This window comes from Pseudomonas sp. 10-1B (genome assembly GCF_000935045.1).
Taxonomy (GTDB): domain Bacteria; phylum Pseudomonadota; class Gammaproteobacteria; order Pseudomonadales; family Pseudomonadaceae; genus Aquipseudomonas.
The window spans coordinates 269,902-292,770 of sequence record NZ_JYKS01000004.1 but is presented as its reverse complement, the minus strand read 5'-3'; the positions used below and the strand labels follow the sequence as shown (position 1 = coordinate 292,770).

Genomic DNA, 22,869 nt, shown 5'->3' with positions numbered 1-22,869 from the left:
GCGCTGGGCCCTTGGGGGTACAGTGCGGCGAGATGTGGGTGAGGGCTGTCAGTCGCGGTTAGCCGCTTCCCAAGTCTTGAGGTCGAAACCTTCGGCTGCTGCTTGAGCCGCCGTCAGCCTGGGCGCGCGGGCGAGAATCTTGCGCGCGGCCATGTGGTCGCCCAGGCGGTTGCAAGACTCCACAGCCACCAAGCGCTCATTGCGAAAGCACAGCACCGAAAGTTGCCGGTCATGGGCAGAACCGAGCACAACCGTGCTGTCGTAGCCGTTGGACAGCCCGGCGATCTGCAGCTTTAGGTCACCTTGATCGGTCCAGAACCAGGGTAGGGCGGCGTAGGGCGAGGGCTTACCCATCAGGCGCGCGGCCACGGTACGCGCCTGGTCAATGGCGTTCTGCACCGACTCGAGGCGGGTGTGCTGCTCTTCGTTCTGTACACATGGAAAGCTGGCCACATCACCGAGTGCGGAAATCTGTGGGTCAGAGGTGAGTAGGTGGGCATCCACCTTGATGCCGTTCTCGATGTCCAGGCCGGCCTCGGTGGCCAGTTGCGTATTGGGGATAACGCCGATGCCGAATACCACCAGGTCAGCCGGCAGGGTGCGGCCATCTGCGGTTTGCACGCCGCACACCTTGCCGTTGTCGTCGAGAATGCGGGCAAGGCCTTGGCGGAAATCGAAGTGCACGCCCCACTGCTCATGCGCCTGGCGAAACAGCTCGGACATTTCCCGCGACACCGCACGCGCCATGGGGCGCTCGCCCAGCTCCAGCACATGCACCTGCGCACCCTGGGTGGCGGCTACCGCGGCAAACTCGAGGCCGATAAAGCCTGCGCCGACCACCACCACGTTGCGGGCCTGCCTGGCCAGCGGCGCCAGGGCGTCGGCATCGGCCTTGGTCTTGATGCCGAACACCTGAGACAGCTCCGCGCCAGGCACTGGCAGCGGGCGGTTGTGCGCGCCGGTCGCCAGTATCAGGTGGTCATAGCTCAGGGCGGTGCCGGAAGCCAGCACCACGCGGCGGTTGAGCCGGTCGATGGCGGTGGCTGGGTCGTGCAGCAGCTCGATGCGCTGGGTGGCGTAGAACTCGGCCGGGCGGAATAGCAGGTTGTTTTCCTGGATCTTGCCGAGCAGGTAGGCTTTGGACAGTGGTGGGCGTTGGTAGGGCAGGCCGGGTTCATTGCCGATCAGGGTGATACGGCCTTCATAGCCTTCCTGGCGCAGCGATGCGGCTACCTGGAACCCGGCTTGGCCGGCACCGACGATAACGACTGAGGCGAGGGTCATGAGTACTCCTTGCAACGCATTCAGAATTGCGAAGAGGGCAGGTGCAGTACCATGCCTTCCATGTCTTCACTGATAATCAGTTGGCAGCTCAGGCGGCTGTTGTCACGACGCTCGAAGGCGTACTCGAGCATGTCACTCTCCATGCTTTCCGGTGCCTGCACCTTGTGCAGCCACGCTTCGTCTACGTAGGTGTGGCATGTGGCGCAGCTGCAGGCGCCGCCGCAATCGGCAGGCAGGCCCGGCACGCTGGCGAACGTGGCGGCCTGCATGACCGACTGGCCGACTTCGCCGTTGACCTGATGGTGGGTGCCGTTATGTTCGATAAAGGTCAGTGTGGGCATGTTCTGCTCCGTTTCTTGTGGGCTCAGGAGTGGCTGGGCAAGGGCTGCGCGTCGAAGCGCGGCACTCGTCCAAGGGTCAGTAGCAACAGCGGGCCGACCACGCAGCATGCGGCGCTGTACACCAGCATGGCGGTGTATGAGCCGGTACGTGCGAATAGGAAGGCGAACAGCAGCGGCGCCAAGGCCGATGCCACGGTATTGAGGCCCTGGTGCACACCGAATAACCGGCCGTATTCACGCAGGCCGAAGTAGCGCGCAATCAGGAACGCGGCGATATCGAACTCTGCCCCGGCGCCGAACCCGACCAGCACGGCTGCCAGCATCAGGGGCATGAACTCGGTGGTGCCACTCAGGTATACCAGGCAGCCGACAGCGGGCAGCAGCAGGCTGCACGCTGAGACCACCGGCGGCCACAGGCGGTCGAGCAGATAGCCGATGACCATACGCCCCAGGATCAGCGAAATACCGAAGCCGCTGAAAATGGTGGCCGCATCCGCCGCCGATAGCCCCTTGGCTTGGAGCATCGGCACCGTGCTGGTGACCATGCCGACAATCGACGAAATTACCAGGCCCAGCGCCAGGTTGCAGGTCCAGAATTTCAGCGAGCCCATGCCTTCGCGAAAGCTCATGCCCGGCAGCTGCGCCAGGGCGTCCTGCCGGGTGGTATCGGCCGCCTTGGGCAGCTTGAACCACAGCAGGATCAGCGGCAGCAGCACCAGCAGGTTGAGCAGCGCAAGGATCACGAAGGCCGCACGCCAGTCCCACAGCTCTATGCCCCAGGCCATCAGACGGGGAACGCTGGCGGCGGTGACGCCGGTACCTGACAGGCCAATGGCCAGCGCCAGGCCGCGATTTCGGTCGTACCAAAGGCTGATCAGTTGGGTCCAGGTCACGGCCAGTGCGCCCATGCCCACGATCGGCAGCAGCGCAAAGGCCAGGTACATCGACCAGATCGACGAGCTGACCTGGGTGGTGGCCAGGTAGCCGACCGACAGCAGCAACAGGGACACCACGGTGACACGCTTCATGCCAAAGCGCAGGTTGAACCAGCCCACTAGTTGCAGCGATACCACCGCTCCGCCAAACAGGAAGGTGATGCACGCCTGCAATTCGCTTTTGCCCCAGCCAAAGGCATCGCCCAGCGGCACCACTAGCGTGCCAAAGCCGTACAGAAGCGCGGCATTGATGCTGATGGCCACGCCGGCAACTGACAGAAGCAGGATTCTCCAGCTTTGCCGGAACTCGTGCAGGTCGATGGCCGCCTGGTTTTTCGAAGGGTTCATGAGTTGGCTTCCTTGTAGGTTTTGTTGAGCCAAACACTGCATTTTTTGTATGAAAACCGTGATTTCCGGTTTGTCCAGCACAGCCGTATGACTCACAGACAAACGAATGTGCTGCGCCGCGCACCCGGTTGAATCACCCTGGGTCACGCTCTGTTCAAGATCGCGCTGACCGCAGAGGGTTTGCCAGGACGCAACCGTGGTTCACTGCTGCAACTGAGGCTGAGCATATCCTCGTTAAAAATAAATTGCACATAAAATAAATAAGTGTTCATAATTTGCTGGAGCTGAACCTGATAAGGAGAAAAAAATGAGTTCAGAAAAAGCGCAGTTCAAAGCTGTTGCCGACCGTAGCCGCTGCTGTGGTTACGGCCTGTGCGCCACCATTTGCCCCAGTGTGTACAAGCTCGATGCCGACGGCCTGGTCTACTTCGATGACGCCCGGGTGCCCCCCGAACTTGAGGAGGATGCCCGCGAGGGCGCTGCCGCTTGCCCGGCCGAAGCGGTATGGCTGGAGCCCATCGACGCGCAAGACAGCCCCGCTTGAGTGCGCACTCACTTGCGAGGGTGTGATAACCAACGAGTTGAGGATGTGCTGATGGGACGTTTACACAACAAGGTGGCCCTGATTACCGGCACCGGAGGCGGCCAAGGCCGTGCGGCAGCGCTGCGCTTTGCTCGTGAAGGGGCGATCGTGGTCGGCTGCGACTTCAATGCCGAGGGCCACGAACAGACCCGTGCCCTGATGAGCGACGAGGGGTTTACCTTGTATGGCTCTGCCCCCGTGGACCTGGGCGATCACGAGCAGGCCAGGGCGTGGATCGAGGCGGCCGTCGCCGAGCACGGGCGCATTGATGTTCTCTACAACAACGCCTCAGCAGCGCGCTTCGGCCTGGTGAGTGAGCTGTCGATCGAAGACTGGCAGTACACCCTGCGTAATGAAATCGACCTGCTGTTCTATACCACCAAGTACGCCTGGGCATACCTGGCCGAGCAGCGCGGGGTGATTATCAACGTGTCTTCCACTGCGGCCTGGGGCGGCTCGAAGGTGGCCGGTATCAGTGCCCACGCGGCAGCCAAAGGCGCGGTAGTGTCGTTTACCCGGCAACTGGCCGTGGAGGGAGCAACCGTCGGTATTCGTGCCGTCAGCCTGAGTCCTGGCTTCGTCGCTACGCCTGGCACCCGGGCGTTTCTGGAGAACCCCAAGGCCCGCGCCATGCTGCTCGACGGTGTGCTGATGGACCGCCCCGGGGAACCTGAAGAGGTGGTGGCGCTGGCGGTGTTCGTGGCTTCCGAAGAGGCCTCCTTCATTACCGGTTCGGATTTTGTCATAGACGGCGGGCTGCTGGCGGTCTAGTTGCGGCGACAGCGATAGTTGGCATCGTTTCATCTCGAACAAGAACAAGGTGAACAAATTGGACATCATTGGTATCGGTTACATGGGCTTCGAAACCCCTGATCTTGACGCCTGGCGCGAGTACGGCCCGCAAGTGATGGGCTTTGGTATCGGCAAAAATCCGCCCGGCGACCCGGCGTCGCTGTATTTCAGAATTGATGATCGCCGTCACCGCTTCGCATTCCATCCGGGTAAGGTTGACCGCATCGCGTATATCGGCTGGGAAGCCATCGGGCGCGTGGCGTTCGAGGATGGGATCAGGAAGCTCGAGGCCGCCAACGTGGCCTACACCCGCGGTGACGCGCAGCTGTGCGAGACCCGCGGCGTGCGCGAGGTGGTGCGTTTTCGTGACCCGGTCGGCTACCAACATGAGTTGTTTTATGGACAGAAATGGCTGCCGCGTTCATTTCAGCCAGGACGCCCCCACAGCGGCTTTCTGGCCGACGAGCGCGGTGCAGGGCACGTGGTGCTGATCACTCCGGAGTACACCCCGGAACTTGAAGACTTCCTGCTCAATGTCATGGGCTTCAGCTGGTATGGCGCGGGAGCGGGCAAGGGGCGTACCGGCTTCTTCCGCTCCCGGCTCAACCATCACACTAGCCACGACATCGCCTATGGCCATGGGCCCGGGCGAATGGGCGTCCAGCACGTCGGGCTGTTCGTTCGCAACGTGCGTGATGTGGGCGAGACCTACGATATCGTGCGCCAGCGCGAACTGCCGATGATGATGACGCTCGGCCAGCATGCGCAAGACCCGCACCTGTCCTTCTATCACTACAACCCCTCGGGTTTTGCCTTCGAAACCATTGCTGAAATCGAGCCGTGGCAAGGCGACCCCTACGAGCTGAACCCCGAAAAACTGAGCCTGTGGGGCCACGAGATGGTGGGGCCCATCCTGGGACCGAGTGTCAAGACTCCCGAAGAGGTCCATGACGCCGAGTATCTGCCTACCTACCTGGCCCGGCAGTGACATGCGCCTGGCGCGGATCGAGCTGGGCGGGCAGGCGTTCTGGGCATTGGTAGACGCCAGCAGCGAGCACTGCCGGCGGGTTCGGGCGCCGTTCGCGTGCTGGGCGAGGCTGGGCGCGGGGCTGCACCTGGACGCCCTGGACCTGGCTTGCGAACGCCTGCCGTTGGCCGGGGCACGTTTGCTGCCGCCATTGGAACCGGGCAGCCGCGTGTTCGGCGTGGGCCTGAACTACCTGAGCCACCTCGAACGCCTGGGCAGTCAGGCCCCGGCACACCCACTGGCCTACCTCAAGCCCGAGTCGGCTTTGGTCGGGGCCAATGACCCGATCAGCTATTCGCCGCTGACCAGGCAACTGGATTACGAGGTGGAGCTGGTGGCGGTGGTGGGGCGAGCGCTGCAGGATGAACCCCGCGCCAGCGCCTGCCTTCTGGGTTTCACTGTGGGTAACGACATCAGTGCACGCGATGCGGGCCAGCAGATCGGGCGGCTCGACCTACTGACCCAGAAGGCCATGGACTGCACCACGCCCGCAGGGCCGTGGATCGTGACGGCTGACGAGCTGGGCGGCGAGCAGCAGCCTGCGCTGGAGATGCGCCTGAGCGTCAATGACGAAGTACGCCAACACGACAATACCCAGCACATGATCTTCCCCCTGGACGAGCTGCTCAATTACCTGGATGCACGGATCAAGCTGCGCCCCGGCGACCTGGTGTTCACCGGCTCCACGCACGGGGTGGGCCTGGAAAGCGGGCGCTTCCTGCAACCGGGTGACCTGGTGGTGGCGCAAATCAGCGGCATCGGCCAGCTGCGCAATACCATTGCTGCGCCGTGCCCGCTCGGCCCGGCCCGCGCGGTGGGGCGCCTGGGGCTGCCGCTGGATCACTAAACCCTGATGGGCAAGACGTTCTAAGGAGCAATGATGAGCGAGGGTTCGGCGTGGGCGCCATTTCGCAACCGGGCCTTTCGGGGCTTGTGGCTGGCCGGTGCGGTGGTGAATCTGGCGATCTGGATGCAGACGGTCGGCGCAGCGTGGATCATGACCACGCTCACCGCCTCACCGATCATGGTGTCGCTGGTGCAAAGCGCGGTGACACTGCCGGTCTTTCTATTCGCACTGCCGGGCGGTGTGATCGCCGACCTGGTCGACCGACGCCGCTGGCTGATCGTCACCCAGTGCCTGATGGTGTTCGCGGCCATCATGCTCAGCCTGTTGGCCGGGCTCGAGCGCCTCGAAGCCTGGGGGCTGCTGGCTTTCACCTTCGTGCTGGGCACCGGCAGCGCGCTGGGTATGGCGGCGTGGATGGTGACCATGATCAGCGTGCTGTCGCGTGATCAGGTACCGGCAGCGGTCGCCCTGAATGGCATTGCAGTCAACGCCACCCGTGCCCTGGGGCCGGCCTTGGCCGGGGCGTTGATTGCCTACTGGAACAACACGTCTGTGTTCGTGCTGATAGCGTTGTGCATGGCCGCCGTGATGTTCTTTCTGTTGCGCCTGGCGCCGGCACCGCCTGTCCACGGGCTGCCGCCGGAAACCCTGATGGGCGGCATGCGCAGCGGGCTGCGCTACATTCGCCATTCGGCGGTACTATCCAGCGCAATGCAGCAGGTACTGGTGTTCACTGCTAGCGCCAGTGCTCTGTGGGCGCTGATGCCCCTGGTTGCGCGCCAGCAACTGGACATGAGCGCCGGTGGCTACGGCCTGCTGATGGCATTCCTGGGGGCGGGGGCGGTACTGGCGGCACTGAATTCACCTCGCCTGCATCGCAGGCTCGGCCTGCGTCTGCTGATTGCCTGCGGTACCGCCGCCTTTGCCGCCTCCGCGCTGGCCGCTGCGTTGTCGAGCAACCGCTACGTGGTGTGCATCATGATGCTGTGTGCCGGGTTCGGCTGGATGGCGGTCAACGCCACGCTCTCTTCGGTGGTGCAGACCTATGCCGCCAACTGGGTGCGCGCCCGCGTAGCGTCGATGTACGTATTGACCCTGATGGGCGCGATGGCCTTCGGTGGCGCCGCCTGGGGCGCGCTGGCCGAGTATGCAGGGCTGCAGGCAAGCCTGCTGGTGTCGACGCTGTGCCTGTACGCCGGGGTGCTACTGACGCGTAACGGCCGCGTGGAGCTGGGCCACGAAGCCGACTTTGCACAGGCGCCGCTGACCGACAACCTTCAATTGCAGGCCCCAGTGGCGCACGCCGACGGGCCGGTTTCGGTGGAGGTGATATACGAGGTGCCTGCGCCGCAGCGAGATGATTTTCTGTTGGCGGTGTATGCGGTAGGCAAGGCGCGGCGGCGCAATGGCGCGCAGAACTGGCGGCTCTACCGCGACATGGCCGAGACGCAACGCTACAGCGAACGGTTCATCGTCGAGTCCTGGCTCGACTACTTGCGCCAGCAGGTGCGGGTGACCCAGGCCGACCTGGCCCTGGAAGGGCTTTTGCAGCAGTTTCGCCGCGAAGACCTGCAAACCCGCCGGCTGATCTACCAGCCGCCGCTGAATCCATAGGCTCCGGATCGCGGTAAATTCCCATGTAAAACTTTACGGGGCGAGTAATTCTCAGGCTAGAATATTGGTGATAACTAGTTACCGGACGCAGTATGGACACTTCAGACATGAGCGACACCGCCAAATCGGCCAATGCAACCCTCGTCAAGCCGGTATCCAACGCCATACGCATCCTGCGTCATCTGAGCCAGGTCGGCAAACCTGAACGCTCCTTGGATATCGCCCGGCAGCTTTCCATCAACCCCAGTACCTGCTTCAACATCCTGCGTACCCTGGTGCAGGAGGATGTGGTCGATTTCAGCCCGCTGTCCAAACGCTACTCAGTGGGCTCCGGCCTGGCGCGCCTGGTGGAGCAACTGGTGACCCAGGGTCATCGCGTGCAGATGGCCAAGCCGTTGTTACAGAACCTTGCGTCGCGGCTGCGGGTGACCATCACGCTGTGGCGCAAGATGAGTCCGGACCGGATCGTGATCGTCAGCTCCGCGGCCAGCCCCACCGATGTGCGCATCGACATGGCCGAAGGCCAACGACTGCCGATCCTGATGGGCGCAAGCGGGCGACTGTTCGCCACTCAGCTCGACATGCACGACCCGCTGGTGGAAAGTAATTTCGAGAAGATCCGCTGGGCCCGGCCGTTGTCTCTGGAAAATTACCGCGAGGACGTCAAAGTGGCTGCCCAGCGCGGCTGGGCGATGGACGATGGGCATTTTTCCGGCGGTATCCTGGCCGTGGCAGCGCCGATCTATTCTCCTTCCAACAGCATCGAGTTCACCGTTTCGGCGGTGATGTTCCGCGGCCAGCGCGACGAAGAGGGCCTTGCCGAGATGGGCAAGGCGCTGATCGAGTTCTGCAACGAAGTGGCCTGCGTACTCTACTGAACCCCGTCGCTATTCGCGTACCAACAGTAAGCTGCCCCCCAGCGGGCCGCCGCCTGCGGCCACCGTACTGACGCCATGGTCGCGGGTTTGCCGGCCTTCGGCGCGCCCCCACAGTTGCAGGCACGCCTCGTGCACGTAGCCCAGCCCGTGGGTGCGCCCGCCTGACAACTGCCCGCCATTGGTGTTGATCGGCAAGCTGCCTTGCAGCGCGATACGCCCTCCACCTTCGACAAAGGACCCGCTTTCTCCCACCGGGCACAGACCCAGGGCTTCCAGCCAGATCAGGGTCAGGATTGAGAAGCCGTCGTACAGCTGCGCTGAGCCGACGTCCTGCGGGGTGTAGTCGGTGCGCGCCCACATCATCTGGCCGACATCGAAGGCGGCCATCCGGGTCAGTGAAATCTGGTCCCACGACCAGGGCTGGTTCAGCGCGGCGCCCATCGCCTCGATGCGGATCGGCCTGTTCGGCAGATCCTGGGCGACATCGCGATGCGACAGGATGATCGCGGTAGAGGCATCGCAGTGCACATCGCAGTCGAACAGGCGCAGGGGCGAGGAGATCATCCGCGCGTTCATGTAGTCGTCCATCGTCATGGGCGTGCGGTACACCGCCTTGGGGTTGCGCATGGCATTGCGTCGGCAGGTGAGGGCGATCTGTGCCAGTTGCTCGGGGCGGGTGCCGTACTCGTGAAAATGGCGCTGGGCATACAGGGCCATCAGGTTGATTCCCGAATGCACATTGAACGGGGTGAACCATTGCCAGGCGTAGCTGTTGTCGCGGCCCTGGGTTTTGGCGGTCAAGGCGCCGGCCTGGCGGTTGACTGCGCGTGCCGAGGCTTCGGTGATGGTGCGGAACACCAGCACATGCTTGCATAACCCGGCGGCGATCGCCATCGCCCCGTTGATCACCCCAGCCAGGGGACCCGGTCCTTCGTAGCCTGCGCCAAACCAGTTGACGTTGAGCCCCAGTGCACTCTTCAGTGCGCTGGGCCCCACCGGGGAAAACGGGTCGCCATTGTTGTTGTCGCCGGGCCAGCAGGCCACCCCGTCGATATCGCTGCGTTGCAGCCCAGCGTCGGCAATCGCTTGCAGGCACGCATCGAGGGTCAGACGCATGGCTGATTTGTCCGACGGCCGGCCGACTTCCGACTGGCCGATGCCGGTGATGGCCACGTCTTTTTCGTAACGGTGATCGAACATCATTGAGCCCTCTCGAACAGGGGCAGCCACACGTCCTCGACATTGAGGAAACTGACCCGAACCGGCATGTCGATGTGCACATCCGTGACCGGCATGCCCACTACGTTGCTGATGAACTGCAAGCCGGCCTGTTCGGCGAGTTCGATGATCGCCACCACGTAGGGCACCTCTAGGTCGGGCGTCCAACCCTGATAGTTGATGGTGAAGCTGAGCACCTTGCCCCGGCCAGACACCACTTCGGGGCCCACCTCAAAGCTGGCGCACTGCGGGCAGAGCGGAGCAGGCGGGTGAAAGTAGCGGCTGCACGCGGCGCAGCGGTGGATCAGTAACTGGCCCGTTTCACCGCCTTGCCAGAAGGCGCGGTTGTCGGCGTTCAGTGCAGGGAGTTTTCTAGGCATCAGCAGTCCGTGGTGAATGTTTGACATGGAGTCACACAGTATCATTTGCACATATTTTGGAAAAGTGTCATATATTGGCTCAGGCGAAAGCACGAATCGACCGTTCGCGCGGTAAAACAACAAGAGGATTTGGCTATGTCCCAGTCATTACTGGACAAAAGGGTAGTCGTCACGGGCGGTTTCGGTGTCTTGGGCAGCGCGCTGGGCAAGTACTTGCTGGCGCAGGGCGCGCGAGTGGCCCTGCTGGACCGCAGCGAGGCACCTGCCGACCTGCTCGATACGCACAACCTGCTGCGGCTGGGCGGCGTCGATCTGACCTCGACCGAGTCGGCCGCTGCCGCCTTCGAACAGGTGGCAGCGCACTGGGGCGGCGTCGATGGCCTGGTCAATGTCGCCGGCGGGTTTGCCTGGGAAACCCTCGAGGGTGGCAGCCTGAACACCTGGGACCGTCTGTACCAGATGAACGTGCGCACCGCCGTGGTAAGCGCCCAGTCGGCGCTGGCTTACCTGCTGCAGTCCGGCGCCGGGCGAATCGTCAATGTCGGCGCGCTGGCATCGGTCAAGGCCGCTGCCGGCATGGGCGCCTATGCTGCTTCCAAGGCGGGAGTGGCCCGGCTGACCGAAGCCCTGGCCGAGGAGCTGAAAGACCGTGGTGTGACGGTGAACGCGGTATTACCTAGCATCATCGACACCCCCGCCAACCGCGCTGACATGCCTGGCGCCGACAGCAGCCGCTGGGTGACCCCGCAGGCACTGTCGGGGGTGGTCGCGTTCCTATTGTCCGATGAAGCGGCGGTCGTGACCGGCGCGTTGTTGCCTGTGAGCGGTAGGGTATGAGGCTGGTTACTTATACGGACGCCAATGGCGTTGACCGTGCCGGTGCACTGCTTGACCAGGATCGCCAGGTGCTCGATCTGCAAACGGCCTATCGGGTGATGCAAGGGGGCGACAGCCCCGTTCTGGAAAGCATCCTTGCGTTGGTCGAAGGCGGTGATGCGGCGCTGGAGCTGGCCCGCGCCCTGGTAGCCAAGGCGCCCTCGGCGGCTGTGCTGGAGCGCTCTGCGGTCAAGTTGCGAGCACCGATCCAGCCACCACCGCAAATACGCGATTGCTCCTGTTTCGAACTGCACCTGCGCCAGAGTTTTGCCGCCGCACGGCGCGCCCGAGCGCTGCGTACCGACGATCCCGAAGCGACCCTCAAGGCCATGAATACGCGTGCCGACGACCGAGTGATCGAGACCTTTAACAAGCAGCCCATCTACTACAAGGGCAATCGCTTTGCCGTGGTGGGCATCGACGATGAGTTTCAGTGGCCCAGCTTCAGCTGCGCGATGGATTTTGAGCTGGAGTTCGGCTGTTACATCGGCAAGCGGGGCAAGGACATCAGTCGTGAGGCCGCTGGCGCGCACATCGTCGGTTACACCATTTTCAACGACATGAGCGCCCGCGATGCCCAGGCTCTGGAAATGCCTGGCATGCTCGGCCCAGCCAAGAGCAAGGACTTCGACACTGCCAACATCATGGGCCCATGCCTGGTGACTGTGGATGAACTGGGAGATCCCTACGACCTTAACATGGTGGCGCGGGTTAACGGCGAGGAGTGGGGGCGTGGCAACACCCGAGACATGCGCTGGCGCTTCGAAGACGTGATCGCCCATGTTTCGCGTTCCGAGACTCTATACCCCGGCGAGTTCCTGGGCTCGGGCACGGTAGGCAACGGCTGTGGCCTGGAGCAGCTGCGCTACCTCAAGCCTGGCGATGTGGTCGAGCTGGAAATCGACGGTATCGGCATGCTGCGCACCCAGGTTGGCCGCAAGGCGGCTACTGAGGCCTGATACTGGACCGCCAAGGGTCTCTTTTTTGAACGTAAATTAAGTATACAAAAATTAATAAAGTGTCTTATATTCGTTGCGGACCCGCCGTGACACCCTGAGCAGGAGGCAATCATGCTAACAAGAACAAGCCCCGTATTGTCTGATGGAACCAAGGTCTCTGACCTCATTTACCCCAACACTCGCGAAGTGCAGATGCGCGTGCTGTCCGACCGTGAAATCTACGAGCTGGAGATGGAAAAGATCTTCGGCAAGATCTGGGTACTGCTGGGCCATGAAACGGAGATCCCTAACGCCGGGGACTTCATGGTTCGCGACCTGGGTTCTGACTCGGTGATCGTCGCCCGCGGCAAACAAGGCGAGGTCTTCGTCACCTTAAACGTGTGCCCGCACCGCGGCATGCGCATCACCACCGCCGATTGCGGCAACACTCAGATCCATAAATGCATCTACCATGGTTGGGCATTCCGTCCGAACGGGGATTTCATCGGTTCGCCGGTGGAGCGCGAGTGCATGCACGGCAAGATGATGCCTAAAGAGGAGCTGGGGCTGAAAAAGGCGCGGGTCACGTTGTACGGCGGCCTGGTGTTTGCCACCTGGAACACCGAGGGGCCGTCCTTCGAGGAGTTTCTGGGCGACGCTAAGTGGTACTACGACATGCTGTTCTGTCGTTCCGACAAGGGCATGGAAGTGCTCGGTCCGCCTCAGCGCTTCATCGTCAACGCCAACTGGAAAACCGCTGGCGAGCAGTCCGCCGCGGACGGCTTCCACACCCTGACCCTGCACCGCTGGCTGGGCGAGGTGGGCAACTATGCGAAGAAGGGCGAGGGTGAAACCGCCGACCTGAGCCCGGAAATGATCGGTGTCGAGATCAGTTCGCCGCATGGCCATGCCCTGCGTTGCATCGACCTGGCCCGCAAGATCAAGCGCCTTACCGGCCTGGATCCGGCCGAGCTGAGCGTGCAGCAGAAGCTTGAAGCACTGCCACCTGCCGGCATGACCGCCGGGATGGTCGAGCAGCTGGCACGCAACCTGAGCGACGAGCAGTTGCAGGTGCTCACCAGCATGCCTCCACAAGTGGGTGGCATGTTCCCGAATATTCTTTTTGGGTTTGTCTACATTCCACAGCCCGACGGCAGCGTCGTCGGTTCCATGACCCTGCACGCCTATGTGCCGCAAGGCCCTGACAAGTTGGAGTTCGTCAACTGGGTGTTCGCCGAGAAGGACGCGCCACCAGAGCTGCGAGACAAGATGCTCAAGCAGACCATTCAACTATTCGGCACCTCCGGCATGGTCGAGCAGGATGACTCCGATACCTGGCCGCACATGACGTTGGCCGCCAAGGGCGCGATGGGGCGTAAGAGCACCCTCAAGTATCAGGCCTGCTACGAGACGGGTGCGCCTGAAGGCTGGCCCGGCCCGGGCATCGTCAACGAAGGCTTTACCAAGGACGACACGCAGTGGCACTGGTGGCTGTACTGGCACGAACTGATGACTGCCGCGGATGAGGCATGAGCATGGGGGAGGCTCGCTTTTCGAAGCGGCCCTTCCTGTGCTGTCGCCTCAACTCGTCACCCTTCAAGTAGAAGAACAACAATGAGGAATTGCTCATGACGCAGGTTCAGCAACGCGGCGTGGAGGAGATCCAGCCTGGCTCCCCGGTCGGCACACGGCGAGTGCCGGTGGGGTCGGCGGTCTACAACGATGTAGTGACCTTCCTTTTCGAGGAGGCCACCTTGCTCGACCAGATTCGCCTTCAGGAATGGGCCGAGCGCCTGGACACCGACCTGGTTTACACAGTGCCGCTGCGCCAAACGCGCCTGGCCTCGGAACTTAAGACCACCATCGTGCGCAGTGTGCAGCACTACCACGACGACTACCGTTCGATGATGGGGCGCATCCTGCGCTTGTCCGGCAAGAGCGCCTGGGCAGAAGACCCGCCTTCGCGTACCCGCCGGCTGGTGACCAACGTGTTCGTGGAGGAAACGCAGAAGCCTGACGAGTTCGTGGTCACCAGTTACCTGTTGCTCACGCGCAGCCGTTTCAAAGACCACCACGTCGACATCATCAGCGGTGAGCGGCGCGATGTGCTGCGCCTGGGGGCGGCCGGGTTCAAGCTGGCGCGGCGCGAGGTGATTCTGGACCAGGCGGTGCTGGGCACACCCAACCTGGCCATCTTCCTCTAAAGCGTCGTGTAAAGGCCACTCGGCGTGTCACGCCGCGTGGTCACCGGGCATGGCACGCAGCCACGCCTGGTCCTGGGCGCACAATGCCTGTGGGTTGTTGCTGAAATCCAAGGTCGAGCCCTGCATACGCAGTGCCTGTTCGGCGCGGGCCGGTTGCTGGCTGTAGCAGCGACCGCTGCTGACGGCGTGGGCTTGTTCGTCGAGGTTGTAGGCGCGCCCCATCGATATAAGCGTGCAACGGCGCAGAAGCAGCGACGCTTCGGCGGTGTCTTCGCTGAGGGTGCCCAACGCCCAGCGCGCCATCCCTTCGCGAAGGTTGACCCCAGCATAGGGTGGCGGCCCTTCGATCATCGTACCGTTCACTTCCCAGCTCAGGACCTGCCCGCTGTCGCAGCTCAGACTGGCGCGGGTACGCCCGTCGATACGTGCGCCGACCTGGATCTCGTAGCGCCGCTCGCCGGCGCCGCGGGCGGCGCGCGCAATAGCCAGGCCGGCCAGGTCGAGCAGGTGGGTGCATTGATGGCTGGCGTCAGTGTGCCGGGTGACCGAATGCGCAATGCGCGCCAGTGGCATGCCTATCAGCGCCTGCAGTTGGTCGCCTGCCTGCGGGCACAGCGAATAGGGGTAGCGCAGCGCTTCGCCACCGATGGCCGTGACATGGCCGGCTGTGTGGCTGGCCCATACGCGAAAGTGGTGAAAATCATCTTCCAGGGCCGCACGAACGTGGTCTGCGTGGGCAATGATGTCTACGCGGCGTCGAAATACAGTCATCCTGGTGTCCTTTTGCAAAGGGTGTGAGGGGCGCTGAAATCAGCTATATTTGAACACTAAATACTATAATGTTCACTAAAAACAAGAAAAGGAGCGGTTATGGCCCTGCTGAACGAACAGGTCGCGCTGATTACCGGCGCAGGGGGCGGAATCGGCCGAGGCATCGCGCTGAACTTCGCCAAAGAGGGAGCTGCGGTGGTGGTCGCAGAACTGGATGAAGCCAGCGGGGAAGCGGTGGTAGCGGATCTCAAGGCGCTTGGCGCCAGGGCGGTGTTCATCCGCACGGACGTCTGCAGCAAGGCCGATATCGAAGCCGCGGTGCAACTGGCCGTAGACGAGTTCGGTGGCCTGGACATACTGGTCAACAACGCGTTTGCGCCCACGCCCAACGTGTTGCTGGAAGACAAGACCGATGCGATGCTCGCGCAGACACTGGGTTCGACCGTGTGGGCAGCCTGGTGGGCGATGAAGGCGGCGCTCCCGCACATGAAGGCGCGCGGGGGCGGCAAGATCATCAACTTCTACTCGATCGATATCGAGATCGGTGCCTGGCTGCATGGCGACTACAACACCGCAAAGTCGGCCATCGTGGGGCTGACCCGCAGCGCGGCCTCCGAATGGGGGCGCTTCAACATTCGCACCAACGCTATCGCGCCCACCGCGATGGGCGCCACCTTCCACAAGCTGGCGGCAGAGAACCCGGGGTTCGCTGAAATGTCTGCTTCCATGCGCCCGCTGGGGCGTTGTGGCGAGCCTGAGGCCGATATCGGCCCGGTGGTGGTGTTCCTGGCCAGCGAGATGTCGCGCTTCATTACCGGCGAAACCATTCACGTCGACGGCGGTCTGCACCTGCCTGGCTACAACTCTCGGCCCAAAGGCATCCCCGTGCGCGAATACTGAAGCCAATAAAAAAGCGCGGCTAGTGCCGCGCTTTTCGCGTGCTGGGTGAAGCGGCTACTTCTTGGCAACGCTGATCGAGGTAGTCTCGAGGTCCCAGGTAGTAGAGGTTTTGCCTTCGTCGCGCAGCAGGTATTTCAAAACACGGCCCTGTGGGTTCTTCGGCAAGCTGGGGCGAAACTCGATGTAGCGCGGTAGGGCGTAGTAGGGCACCGTCTCCACGGCCCAGTGGAACAGGTCTTCGGGGTGCAGCGTGGCGCCTTCATGCAAAACTGCAGTGACCTTCACGTCATCTTCGCCTTTGTCGGACGGCACCGCATGTACCGCCACTTCGGCCAGGGCAGGATGCACGCCGAAGGCCGCCTCCATCTCGAAGCTGGAGATGTTTTCTCCACGGCGTCGCAGATAGTCCTTTTTGCGGTCAACAAAGTAGAAGAAGCCGTCATGATCGAACTTGCCGATGTCGCCAGTATGGAACCACATGTTGCGCATCAGCTTCTGGGTGTCTTCCGGCCGGCGCCAGTAGCCCTGGAACATGATGTCCGGGCGCAGTGGGCGTACCACGATTTCACCGGCGGTATCAGGGGGTACTTCCTGGTCAAGGTCGTCGACAATGCGTACATCGAAGTCGGCAATACGTTTGCCCGAGGAGCCGGGCGCTGCATATTCGCCGGCTGCCAGCGAGGTGATCACGCAGGCTTCGGTCAGGCCATAGCCGTTGCCACCCACCAGCGGCGTGCCGAAGCGTTCGCGCCAGATCTTCTTGGTTTCTTCGGTATAGGGGTTGCCGCGAGCGGTGTGTATTTGCCCGACGCAGCGCAACATGGCCTCGTTGTCTGGCGCCTGTGCGAGGAGCCCGCCCATGCCGCCGAGAATCGAGGCGATAGTGGCGCCCGAGCGTTCCACTTCCGGCCAGAAGCCGGACACCGAAAAGCGCGGCAGGATGGCGGCACGTGCACCCACCAGAATGCTGGCGATGATCGACACGCACAGGGCATTCATGTGGAATAGCGGCAGCGGTGTGATGGTGACGTCATCGGCACTAGCAGGTCCGGCACGCAATTGCAGGCGGGCCAGGTTACACATGAAGTTGTAGCTGATCATGCAGCCTTTGGACGGGCCGGTGGTGCCCGAGGTGTAGATCAGGCAGGCGAGATCGGAAGGTTGCGGCTTAGTGGCCAGCGGGGTGGCGTCCTGGCCGCGATAGCTGTCCAGCGCGGTAATGCGAATCGCGCACTCGGGCACGCTGTCGGGGGTGCCGCGGTGCAAAATGTGGTGCACGTCATGCAGCTGTTCTGCCAGCGGTGTGATGCGCTGCAGGTAGGCAGCTTCGCAGATCACCAGCGAGGTGCCAGTGTCGGCGATCTGGTGGCGCAGAAACTCGCCCTTGAGTGCCGTGTTGATCGGCACGCTTACTGCGCGCAGCTTGTTGATGGCCAGCCAGGTGATGACCGCATCGATATTGTTGTCGAGCATGGTCAGTACAGTTTCACCCGGCTTGATGCCGAGCGACGCCAGGGCGTTGGCCATTCTTGTCGAAAGTGAATCAACTTCACCGTATGTGTATAATTCTCCGCTGAAATCCAGCAGGATTCGCTCCGGATGCCGTGCCACCGCACGGTCTAGCGCATCAATGACCGTGTCTCGTTCTCCTACCGCCCAAGTGTCTGGATTCCCACTGCTACCCATGAGTTTTCTCCGTTTAGGCCCCGAAACTGCTGGTCTGCCTGGTTTTTGTTTTAAATAGAGAACCTGATTCTAAATGCAAAATATCAAATTGTCTTTAGCATAAAGTTGAACATATACGATTATTTGTGCGCAGATTCTGTGCTAACGTTGCCTCATCATTACTCTCCACGAGCCTGCAAGTCCATGCCAAAAAATGCTACTCAGCTGGCAGAAGCGCCTAAGGCCGCTGCCAAAACCAGAAAAAAAGCCGCACCTGACGCCCCTGCAAGCGGCGCCAAAGCCGTCAAGACCGTCGAGCGACGCAATGGCCCGGCGACGTCAGGCAATAAGGTCAAGCCCAATCGCCGTTCGGAAGAAACCATCGCCAACATCCTCAAGGCGACCGAAGAAGTGGTGCTGATGTCAGGCGCCGATCGCATTTCCATTCTCGATGTGTGCCAGGTCGCGGGTGTATCGCGCGGTACCTTTTACCGCTATTTCTCTTCCCAGGAAGACCTGCTGGACACCTTCTCACGGCACAAGCGTGAAAGCTTCCACACCTCGTTGTCGCAGGAACTGGGCCACATCAGTGACCCGGAAGCGCGGCTGAACGCACTGTTCGCCTACCTCGACAACTACCTTGAGCAAAGCCGTGCGCGGCGCCTGCTGGTGGTGGCGCCAGACTATGCGCTGGGGTTCTTTCGGCGAATTTTCCACGACTCGATCGTGCGTTTTCAGGATGGCCTGGGCATTGTCTTCGATGACTGGGACGACCGCCTGGGCGTACGCCTGGATCGGGAGCTGATCTGCGAAATGATCATTCGCTATGTGTTGAGCGAAGTCCTGGTGCCGGAGGCGGCGGGACGCCGACTATTCCCGGTACGCGTGAAAAAGCTGCTTGGCGCATTGATCATGGGGTCTACCTCGCGCACCCGCCGCTGAAACCTTCTTTCGCCATTCGGTACACCCTAAGCCCCCGTCAGTCGGGGGTTTTTTGTGGTTTGTCGAAATTCTTCTTCCTCATTTTCGCGCTTGTTGGTCAGTTCAAGCCCTCTTGCCTAGGTTGGGGCAGGCTCTGCCTCGGGGGTTTCAGGGTGGCCTGAAAATAATATGAACAGAATTTTGATTTATGCTCAAATTAATTTTAAGCTCTGGCCTAGTAGCGAGCCTTGCTGTTCCCCTTCCCGCGTCGGTTGACCGTGACCGCGCAAAGGCGCCCTGCTGCAAACCAACAAAAAAGTGCCAACCTCGAGGTACCTGCACATGCTTATCGATCTGCACGCTCACGCACCCCATCCGGGCTACTACAACCAGCACCCGCACTGGGGGCCGTTCTTCGAACAGCACGCCGATGGCGATATCAAGCTGCGGGTGGGGGAATGGATTCTGGGGCTCGGTTCGCCTGAGCGTAAGGCTGCCGTGCGTTCTGGCAACGGCCCCAAGCTTGAAGAGTATTTCGCGCGCTGGGCGGATCCGAAAGTCCGCCTGGCCGGCATGGATGCGGCAGGGCAGAACCTGCAGGTAATCTCGGTGCCGTCGCACTGCTACATGTACTGGACCGAGGCCGAGTTCGCCGTACCATTTGCACGTACCGTCAACACGACGCTGGCTGAGTACTGCTCGGCGGCCCCGGACCGCCTGATGTTCTGGGCCCACGTGCCGTTGAACGCGCCCGAGGCGGCCGCCGCCGAACTGCGCTATGCCTGTACCGAGCTGGGGGCCAAGGGCATGGTGGCCGGTGGCGCCAACTTCGGCGGGCTGGAGTTCGATTCGCCGGAGCTTGACGTGGTGTGGCGCACCCTCTGCGACTTGGACCTGCCGATGTTCATCCACGGCTACAACCAGTCGGTCACCTGGGGCAAGAACGCCAACGACGACCGTTACGAAACCACCGCCATCGTCGGCATGCAGTACGACGAAAGTCGCTGCTTCTGGAACCTGATCTGCGGTGGCGTGCTGGACCGCTTCCCCGACCTCAAGGTGTACATCACCCACGGCGGCGGCTACGTGCCGTATCAGCTTGGGCGCCTGGCCAAGACCAACGAGAACCTGGACGTCAAATACAACAAGAAGCCGTTGCTCGACTACATGAAGAACTTCTACTTCGATGTCGAATTGCACGAAGTGCCGATGCGCCAGGCGTTGGTCGATATCATCGGTGCCGACCATGTGCTGTACGGCAGCAACTTCGGCGGCAGCGATGCGGTGCGTCATGACCTGACCCATGGCCTGAAGCTTTCGGATGCCGATCTGCGCAAGATCCGCTATGAGAATGCCTGCCGCCTGCTGCATCTGGATCCCACCAAGCTGGGCAAGGTAGGTGCCTGATGAAGTTGGCACGCTGTGAGCATCCAGCGGTCGGTATTTTCTGGGCCGTGGTCGATGTCGCCCAGGACCAGGTAACCCCTATTTCCGGCGACTTCAGGGACTGGGCTCCGGGCGTGGCGGCGGGGCGGGGCATCAGCTCCGTCCGGCTCGCCGGCCCGGCGCTGGCGCTGTCGAAAGTGTGCTTGTTGCCACCGATCGAACCGATCAATCGGGTAGTGGTGGCGGGCGCCAACTATGCCAAGCACCTGGTGGAGTTCGGACTGAATGCACCGGCGCAGCCGGTCGCATTCCTCAAGGCCTACGGTGCGTTAATCGGCGCCAGGGACCCAATACGCTTTCCGCCCTTGACCGAAGAACTCGACCACGAGGTTGAACTGGTGGTGGTGATCGGTACGGGCGAGATCGACGTCGAAAACCCGATGGCCTGCGTGCTGGGCTACACCGTCGGCAACGACGTGAGTGCGCGTGACCTGCAGCGCAGCGGGCCGCCCGGCATCGGCATGGACCTGTTCGCCGCCAAGAGCCAGGACCGGACCACGGGCCTGGGCCCGTGGATCGTCACCAAGGACGAGTTTGCCGAGGGCTCCCCGCGGTTGCGCTTGACCCTGAAGGTCAATGGCGAGGTTCGCCAGGATGGTTCCACCGCGGAGATGACCTGGGACGTGGGGCAGTTAATCAGCTTTGTGCAGCAACGCTCCAGCTTTGCCACGGGCGACGTACTGTTCACCGGGTCGCCGGCGGGCGTGGGCATGGGCACAGGGCTGTATCTCAAGGAGGGCGACGTGGTTGAAGCCAGCGTCGAAGGCATCGGCACATTGCGAAATGTAGTCGGTAAAAAACCGCAGCCAATCGAGAGCCAGACATGAACACCAACAATAAAGAGAAAGTAGTGGTCGTGGGTGCTGGTTTGATGGGCACCGGCATTGCGCATGCTTTCGCCAGTTCCGGCTTCGCCACCGTCGTGGTCGATACTAAGCCGGCCTCGTTGACCCACGCGCGGGCCAGCATCGAAAAGGTCCTTGGCGATGGCGTACGTCTGGGCAAGGTCAGCGAGGAGCAGGCGCAGCAATCACTGGCTAATTTGCTGACTACCAGTGACCTGAGCGAAGCCGCTAGCGGGGCGAACTGGCTGGTGGAAACCGTCTCCGAACAACTGGCGGTGAAGAAGGCAGTCATCAGCCAGGCAGCCCCGCTGCTGGCCGCCGACGCGATCATCGCCACCAACACTTCGGCCCTGAGTGTGACCGAAATTGCCGCGTCGGTGGACAGTGCCGACCGGGTCATCGGCATGCATTTTTTCAACCCAGTGCACAAGATGAAGCTGGTGGAGCTGGTGCGTGGCCTGGCCACCAGCGACGAGGTGGTGATACGCACGCGCGCGCTGTGCGAGCAGATCGGCAAGACCTCCATCATCGTCAATGAGTCGCCAGGGCTCACCACCAGTCGCATGTCTGCGCTGCTGGGTAATGAGGCGATGTGGATGCTCCAAGAAGGCACCGCGACCGCCGAAGACATCGATACCGCACTGCGCCTGGGCTTCAATCACCCGATGGGGCCGCTGGAGCTGGGCGATCTGACCGGCTGGGATACGCGATTGTCGGTGCTGCGCTACCTGCATCAGACCCTGGGCGAGAAATTTCGCCCCTGCCCACTGATTATCAAGATGGTTGCGGCCGGACGCCTGGGGCGCAAGACAGGGCAGGGCGTGTATCGCTATGCCGATGGCAAGCAGGTTCCGGGGTCCGGCCTCAAGGCGAGTGCACTATGAACGAGGTCGTTATCGTTGATGCGGTGCGCACGCCCATCGGCAGGTTTCGTGGCAGCCTTGCGGGAGTGCGCGCCGATCATCTGGGCTCGCTGGTGATCAGCCGCTTGCTGGAGCGCGTAGATATGGCTCCTGAGCAGGTCGAAGATGTGATCTTCGGCTGTGTGACGCAGATCGGTGAGCAGTCCGCCAATATCGCCCGTACCGCATTGTTGGGTGCAGGCTGGCCGGTCAGCATTCCCGGGTTGACCATCGACCGTAAATGCGGTTCGGGTGAAGTCGCTGTGCACCTGGCCGCTGGCGCCATCGCCAGTGGCGCGGTGGATGTGGTAGTGGCCGGTGGCGCGGAAAACATGAGCCGCGTTCCGATGGGCAGCAACCGAGACCTTCACGGCGAGGCGTTCGGCTGGATGGCGGTGCAACGCTATGAATTGACCAGCCAAGGCGAGGCGGCCGAGCGGATCGTCGACCAATGGTCGCTCAGCCGCGACGCCCTGGATGACTTCGCCTTTGCCAGCCATCAGCGCGCTGCGGCCGCTTGCGACGCGGGGTATTTCGACAACGAGATCGTGCAGGTCGTGGTCGATGACCTGAAGGAGCAATCACTGGCCGAGCCGGCTGGTGTGTTGCGTCGCGATGAAACCATTCGCCGGGATACCTCGCGGGAAAAGCTGGCGACGCTCAAGACCAGCTTCCGCCCCGAGTCCGGGCGCATCACCGCAGGCAATTCTTCGCAGATCTCCGATGGTGCTGCCGCGCTGCTGCTGATGAATGCCGACACGGCGAAAAAACTTGGGCTCAAGGCGCGTGCGCGCATTCGCGCTTTCACCACGGTTGGCTCTGACCCGACCTTGATGCTGACCGGGCCGATTACTGCCACTCGCAAGGTGCTGGCCAAGGCCGGGTTGAGCATCAATGACATCGACCTGTTCGAGGTCAATGAAGCATTTGCCTCGGTGCCGCTGGCGTGGATGCTGGAAACTGGCGTAACCCATGAGAAGTTGAACGTCAACGGGGGAGCCATTGCCCTGGGACATCCGCTGGGGGCCAGCGGTGCGCGCCTGATGACCACCTTGCTCAACGAGCTTGAGCGCCGGGGTGGCCGCTTCGGCCTGCAGGCCATCTGCTGTGCCGGTGGCATGGGCACCGCCACCCTTATCGAGCGGCTCGATTAA

23 protein-coding genes are annotated in these 22,869 nt (G+C 62.1%); 16 read left to right on the top strand and 7 right to left on the bottom strand.

Annotated elements, in window-relative coordinates; genetic code table 11:
- Positions 1–48: 48 nt before the first annotated feature.
- The 3 genes from TZ03_RS03220 to TZ03_RS03210 are packed head-to-tail and all read right to left on the bottom strand — an operon-like array spanning position 49 to position 2,908.
- Positions 49–1,284, bottom strand: coding sequence for an NAD(P)/FAD-dependent oxidoreductase (locus TZ03_RS03220; protein ID WP_051095704.1), 1,236 nt, complete (start codon positions 1,282–1,284; stop codon positions 49–51).
- Between the two features lie 20 nt (positions 1,285–1,304).
- Entirely contained in the window at positions 1,305–1,625 is a 321-nt protein-coding gene (locus TZ03_RS03215; protein WP_046785907.1) for a 2Fe-2S iron-sulfur cluster-binding protein, read from the bottom strand.
- Between the two features lie 23 nt (positions 1,626–1,648).
- Positions 1,649–2,908 carry an MFS transporter gene (locus TZ03_RS03210; RefSeq protein ID WP_051095703.1) on the bottom strand — a complete coding sequence of 420 codons (1,260 nt, stop codon included), beginning with the start codon at positions 2,906–2,908 and terminating at the stop codon, positions 1,649–1,651.
- Positions 2,909–3,215: 307 nt separating this feature from the next.
- Here TZ03_RS03210 and TZ03_RS03205 point away from each other — a divergent pair, with 307 nt between their 5' ends.
- The 6 genes from TZ03_RS03205 (at position 3,216) to TZ03_RS03180 (ending at position 8,649) form a co-directional block, all read left to right on the top strand.
- A complete protein-coding gene (locus TZ03_RS03205) occupies positions 3,216–3,452 on the top strand; it encodes a ferredoxin (RefSeq protein WP_051095702.1) in 237 nt (78 codons plus the stop codon).
- 51 nt (positions 3,453–3,503) lie between these two features.
- Entirely contained in the window at positions 3,504–4,262 is a 759-nt protein-coding gene (locus TZ03_RS03200; RefSeq protein WP_051095701.1) for an SDR family NAD(P)-dependent oxidoreductase, read from the top strand.
- Between the two features lie 58 nt (positions 4,263–4,320).
- Positions 4,321–5,271, top strand: a complete 951-nt coding sequence (locus tag TZ03_RS03195; RefSeq protein ID WP_051095801.1) for a VOC family protein — start codon at positions 4,321–4,323, stop codon at positions 5,269–5,271.
- Between the two features lies 1 nt (position 5,272).
- A complete protein-coding gene (locus TZ03_RS03190; RefSeq protein WP_051095700.1) occupies positions 5,273–6,157 on the top strand; it encodes a fumarylacetoacetate hydrolase family protein in 885 nt (294 codons plus the stop codon).
- A gap of 33 nt (positions 6,158–6,190) precedes the next feature.
- Positions 6,191–7,771 (top strand): MFS transporter, encoded by a 1,581-nt coding sequence (locus tag TZ03_RS03185; RefSeq protein WP_051095699.1) that lies wholly within the window; start codon positions 6,191–6,193, stop codon positions 7,769–7,771.
- A gap of 107 nt (positions 7,772–7,878) precedes the next feature.
- The gene (locus TZ03_RS03180) at positions 7,879–8,649 is read left to right on the top strand and encodes an IclR family transcriptional regulator (RefSeq protein WP_374700445.1); all 771 of its coding nucleotides are present in this window, start codon (positions 7,879–7,881) and stop codon (positions 8,647–8,649) included.
- 9 nt (positions 8,650–8,658) lie between these two features.
- Here the strand turns inward: TZ03_RS03180 and TZ03_RS03175 are convergent, their stop codons facing one another.
- Positions 8,659–9,849, bottom strand: a complete 1,191-nt coding sequence (locus TZ03_RS03175) for a thiolase family protein (RefSeq protein WP_051095800.1) — start codon at positions 9,847–9,849, stop codon at positions 8,659–8,661.
- Positions 9,849–10,247: a Zn-ribbon domain-containing OB-fold protein gene (locus tag TZ03_RS03170; protein WP_046786390.1), complete on the bottom strand. Its 399-nt coding sequence runs from the start codon at positions 10,245–10,247 to the stop codon at positions 9,849–9,851. Before TZ03_RS03170 ends, TZ03_RS03175 begins: the two co-directional genes overlap by 1 nt.
- A gap of 135 nt (positions 10,248–10,382) precedes the next feature.
- Between TZ03_RS03170 and TZ03_RS03165 the strand changes: the two genes are divergently transcribed.
- The 4 genes from TZ03_RS03165 (at position 10,383) to TZ03_RS03150 (ending at position 14,265) form a co-directional block, all read left to right on the top strand.
- The gene (locus tag TZ03_RS03165; RefSeq protein ID WP_051095697.1) at positions 10,383–11,084 is read left to right on the top strand and encodes an SDR family NAD(P)-dependent oxidoreductase; all 702 of its coding nucleotides are present in this window, start codon (positions 10,383–10,385) and stop codon (positions 11,082–11,084) included.
- Entirely contained in the window at positions 11,081–12,082 is a 1,002-nt protein-coding gene (locus tag TZ03_RS03160) for a fumarylacetoacetate hydrolase family protein (RefSeq protein ID WP_051095696.1), read from the top strand. Before TZ03_RS03165 ends, TZ03_RS03160 begins: the two co-directional genes overlap by 4 nt.
- Before the next feature lie 111 nt (positions 12,083–12,193).
- The gene (locus tag TZ03_RS03155; RefSeq protein WP_051095695.1) at positions 12,194–13,594 is read left to right on the top strand and encodes an aromatic ring-hydroxylating dioxygenase subunit alpha; all 1,401 of its coding nucleotides are present in this window, start codon (positions 12,194–12,196) and stop codon (positions 13,592–13,594) included.
- A gap of 95 nt (positions 13,595–13,689) precedes the next feature.
- Positions 13,690–14,265 (top strand): aromatic-ring-hydroxylating dioxygenase subunit beta, encoded by a 576-nt coding sequence (locus TZ03_RS03150; RefSeq protein ID WP_051095694.1) that lies wholly within the window; start codon positions 13,690–13,692, stop codon positions 14,263–14,265.
- 27 nt (positions 14,266–14,292) lie between these two features.
- Here TZ03_RS03150 and TZ03_RS03145 read toward each other — a convergent pair whose 3' ends face one another.
- Complete coding sequence (locus TZ03_RS03145; protein WP_051095693.1) at positions 14,293–15,036, bottom strand: DUF2889 domain-containing protein; 744 nt, start codon at positions 15,034–15,036, stop codon at positions 14,293–14,295.
- A gap of 99 nt (positions 15,037–15,135) precedes the next feature.
- On the opposite strand from TZ03_RS03145, the gene TZ03_RS03140 reads away from it, so the two are divergent.
- The gene (locus tag TZ03_RS03140; RefSeq protein ID WP_051095692.1) at positions 15,136–15,936 is read left to right on the top strand and encodes an SDR family NAD(P)-dependent oxidoreductase; all 801 of its coding nucleotides are present in this window, start codon (positions 15,136–15,138) and stop codon (positions 15,934–15,936) included.
- A gap of 54 nt (positions 15,937–15,990) precedes the next feature.
- Here the strand turns inward: TZ03_RS03140 and TZ03_RS03135 are convergent, their stop codons facing one another.
- Positions 15,991–17,622, bottom strand: a complete 1,632-nt coding sequence (locus TZ03_RS03135; RefSeq protein WP_051095691.1) for an ATP-dependent acyl-CoA ligase — start codon at positions 17,620–17,622, stop codon at positions 15,991–15,993.
- Between the two features lie 183 nt (positions 17,623–17,805).
- On the opposite strand from TZ03_RS03135, the gene TZ03_RS03130 reads away from it, so the two are divergent.
- From TZ03_RS03130 to TZ03_RS03110, 5 genes are all read left to right on the top strand, one after another.
- Positions 17,806–18,543: a TetR/AcrR family transcriptional regulator gene (locus TZ03_RS03130; protein ID WP_051095690.1), complete on the top strand. Its 738-nt coding sequence runs from the start codon at positions 17,806–17,808 to the stop codon at positions 18,541–18,543.
- Between the two features lie 321 nt (positions 18,544–18,864).
- Positions 18,865–19,929 (top strand): amidohydrolase family protein, encoded by a 1,065-nt coding sequence (locus TZ03_RS03125; RefSeq protein ID WP_051095689.1) that lies wholly within the window; start codon positions 18,865–18,867, stop codon positions 19,927–19,929.
- Positions 19,929–20,795 carry a fumarylacetoacetate hydrolase family protein gene (locus TZ03_RS03120; protein ID WP_051095688.1) on the top strand — a complete coding sequence of 289 codons (867 nt, stop codon included), beginning with the start codon at positions 19,929–19,931 and terminating at the stop codon, positions 20,793–20,795. The genes TZ03_RS03125 and TZ03_RS03120 overlap by 1 nt, the downstream gene beginning before the upstream one ends.
- Entirely contained in the window at positions 20,792–21,697 is a 906-nt protein-coding gene (locus tag TZ03_RS03115; protein ID WP_051095687.1) for a 3-hydroxyacyl-CoA dehydrogenase, read from the top strand. The genes TZ03_RS03120 and TZ03_RS03115 overlap by 4 nt, the downstream gene beginning before the upstream one ends.
- Positions 21,694–22,869 (top strand): thiolase family protein, encoded by a 1,176-nt coding sequence (locus TZ03_RS03110; protein ID WP_051095686.1) that lies wholly within the window; start codon positions 21,694–21,696, stop codon positions 22,867–22,869. The genes TZ03_RS03115 and TZ03_RS03110 overlap by 4 nt, the downstream gene beginning before the upstream one ends.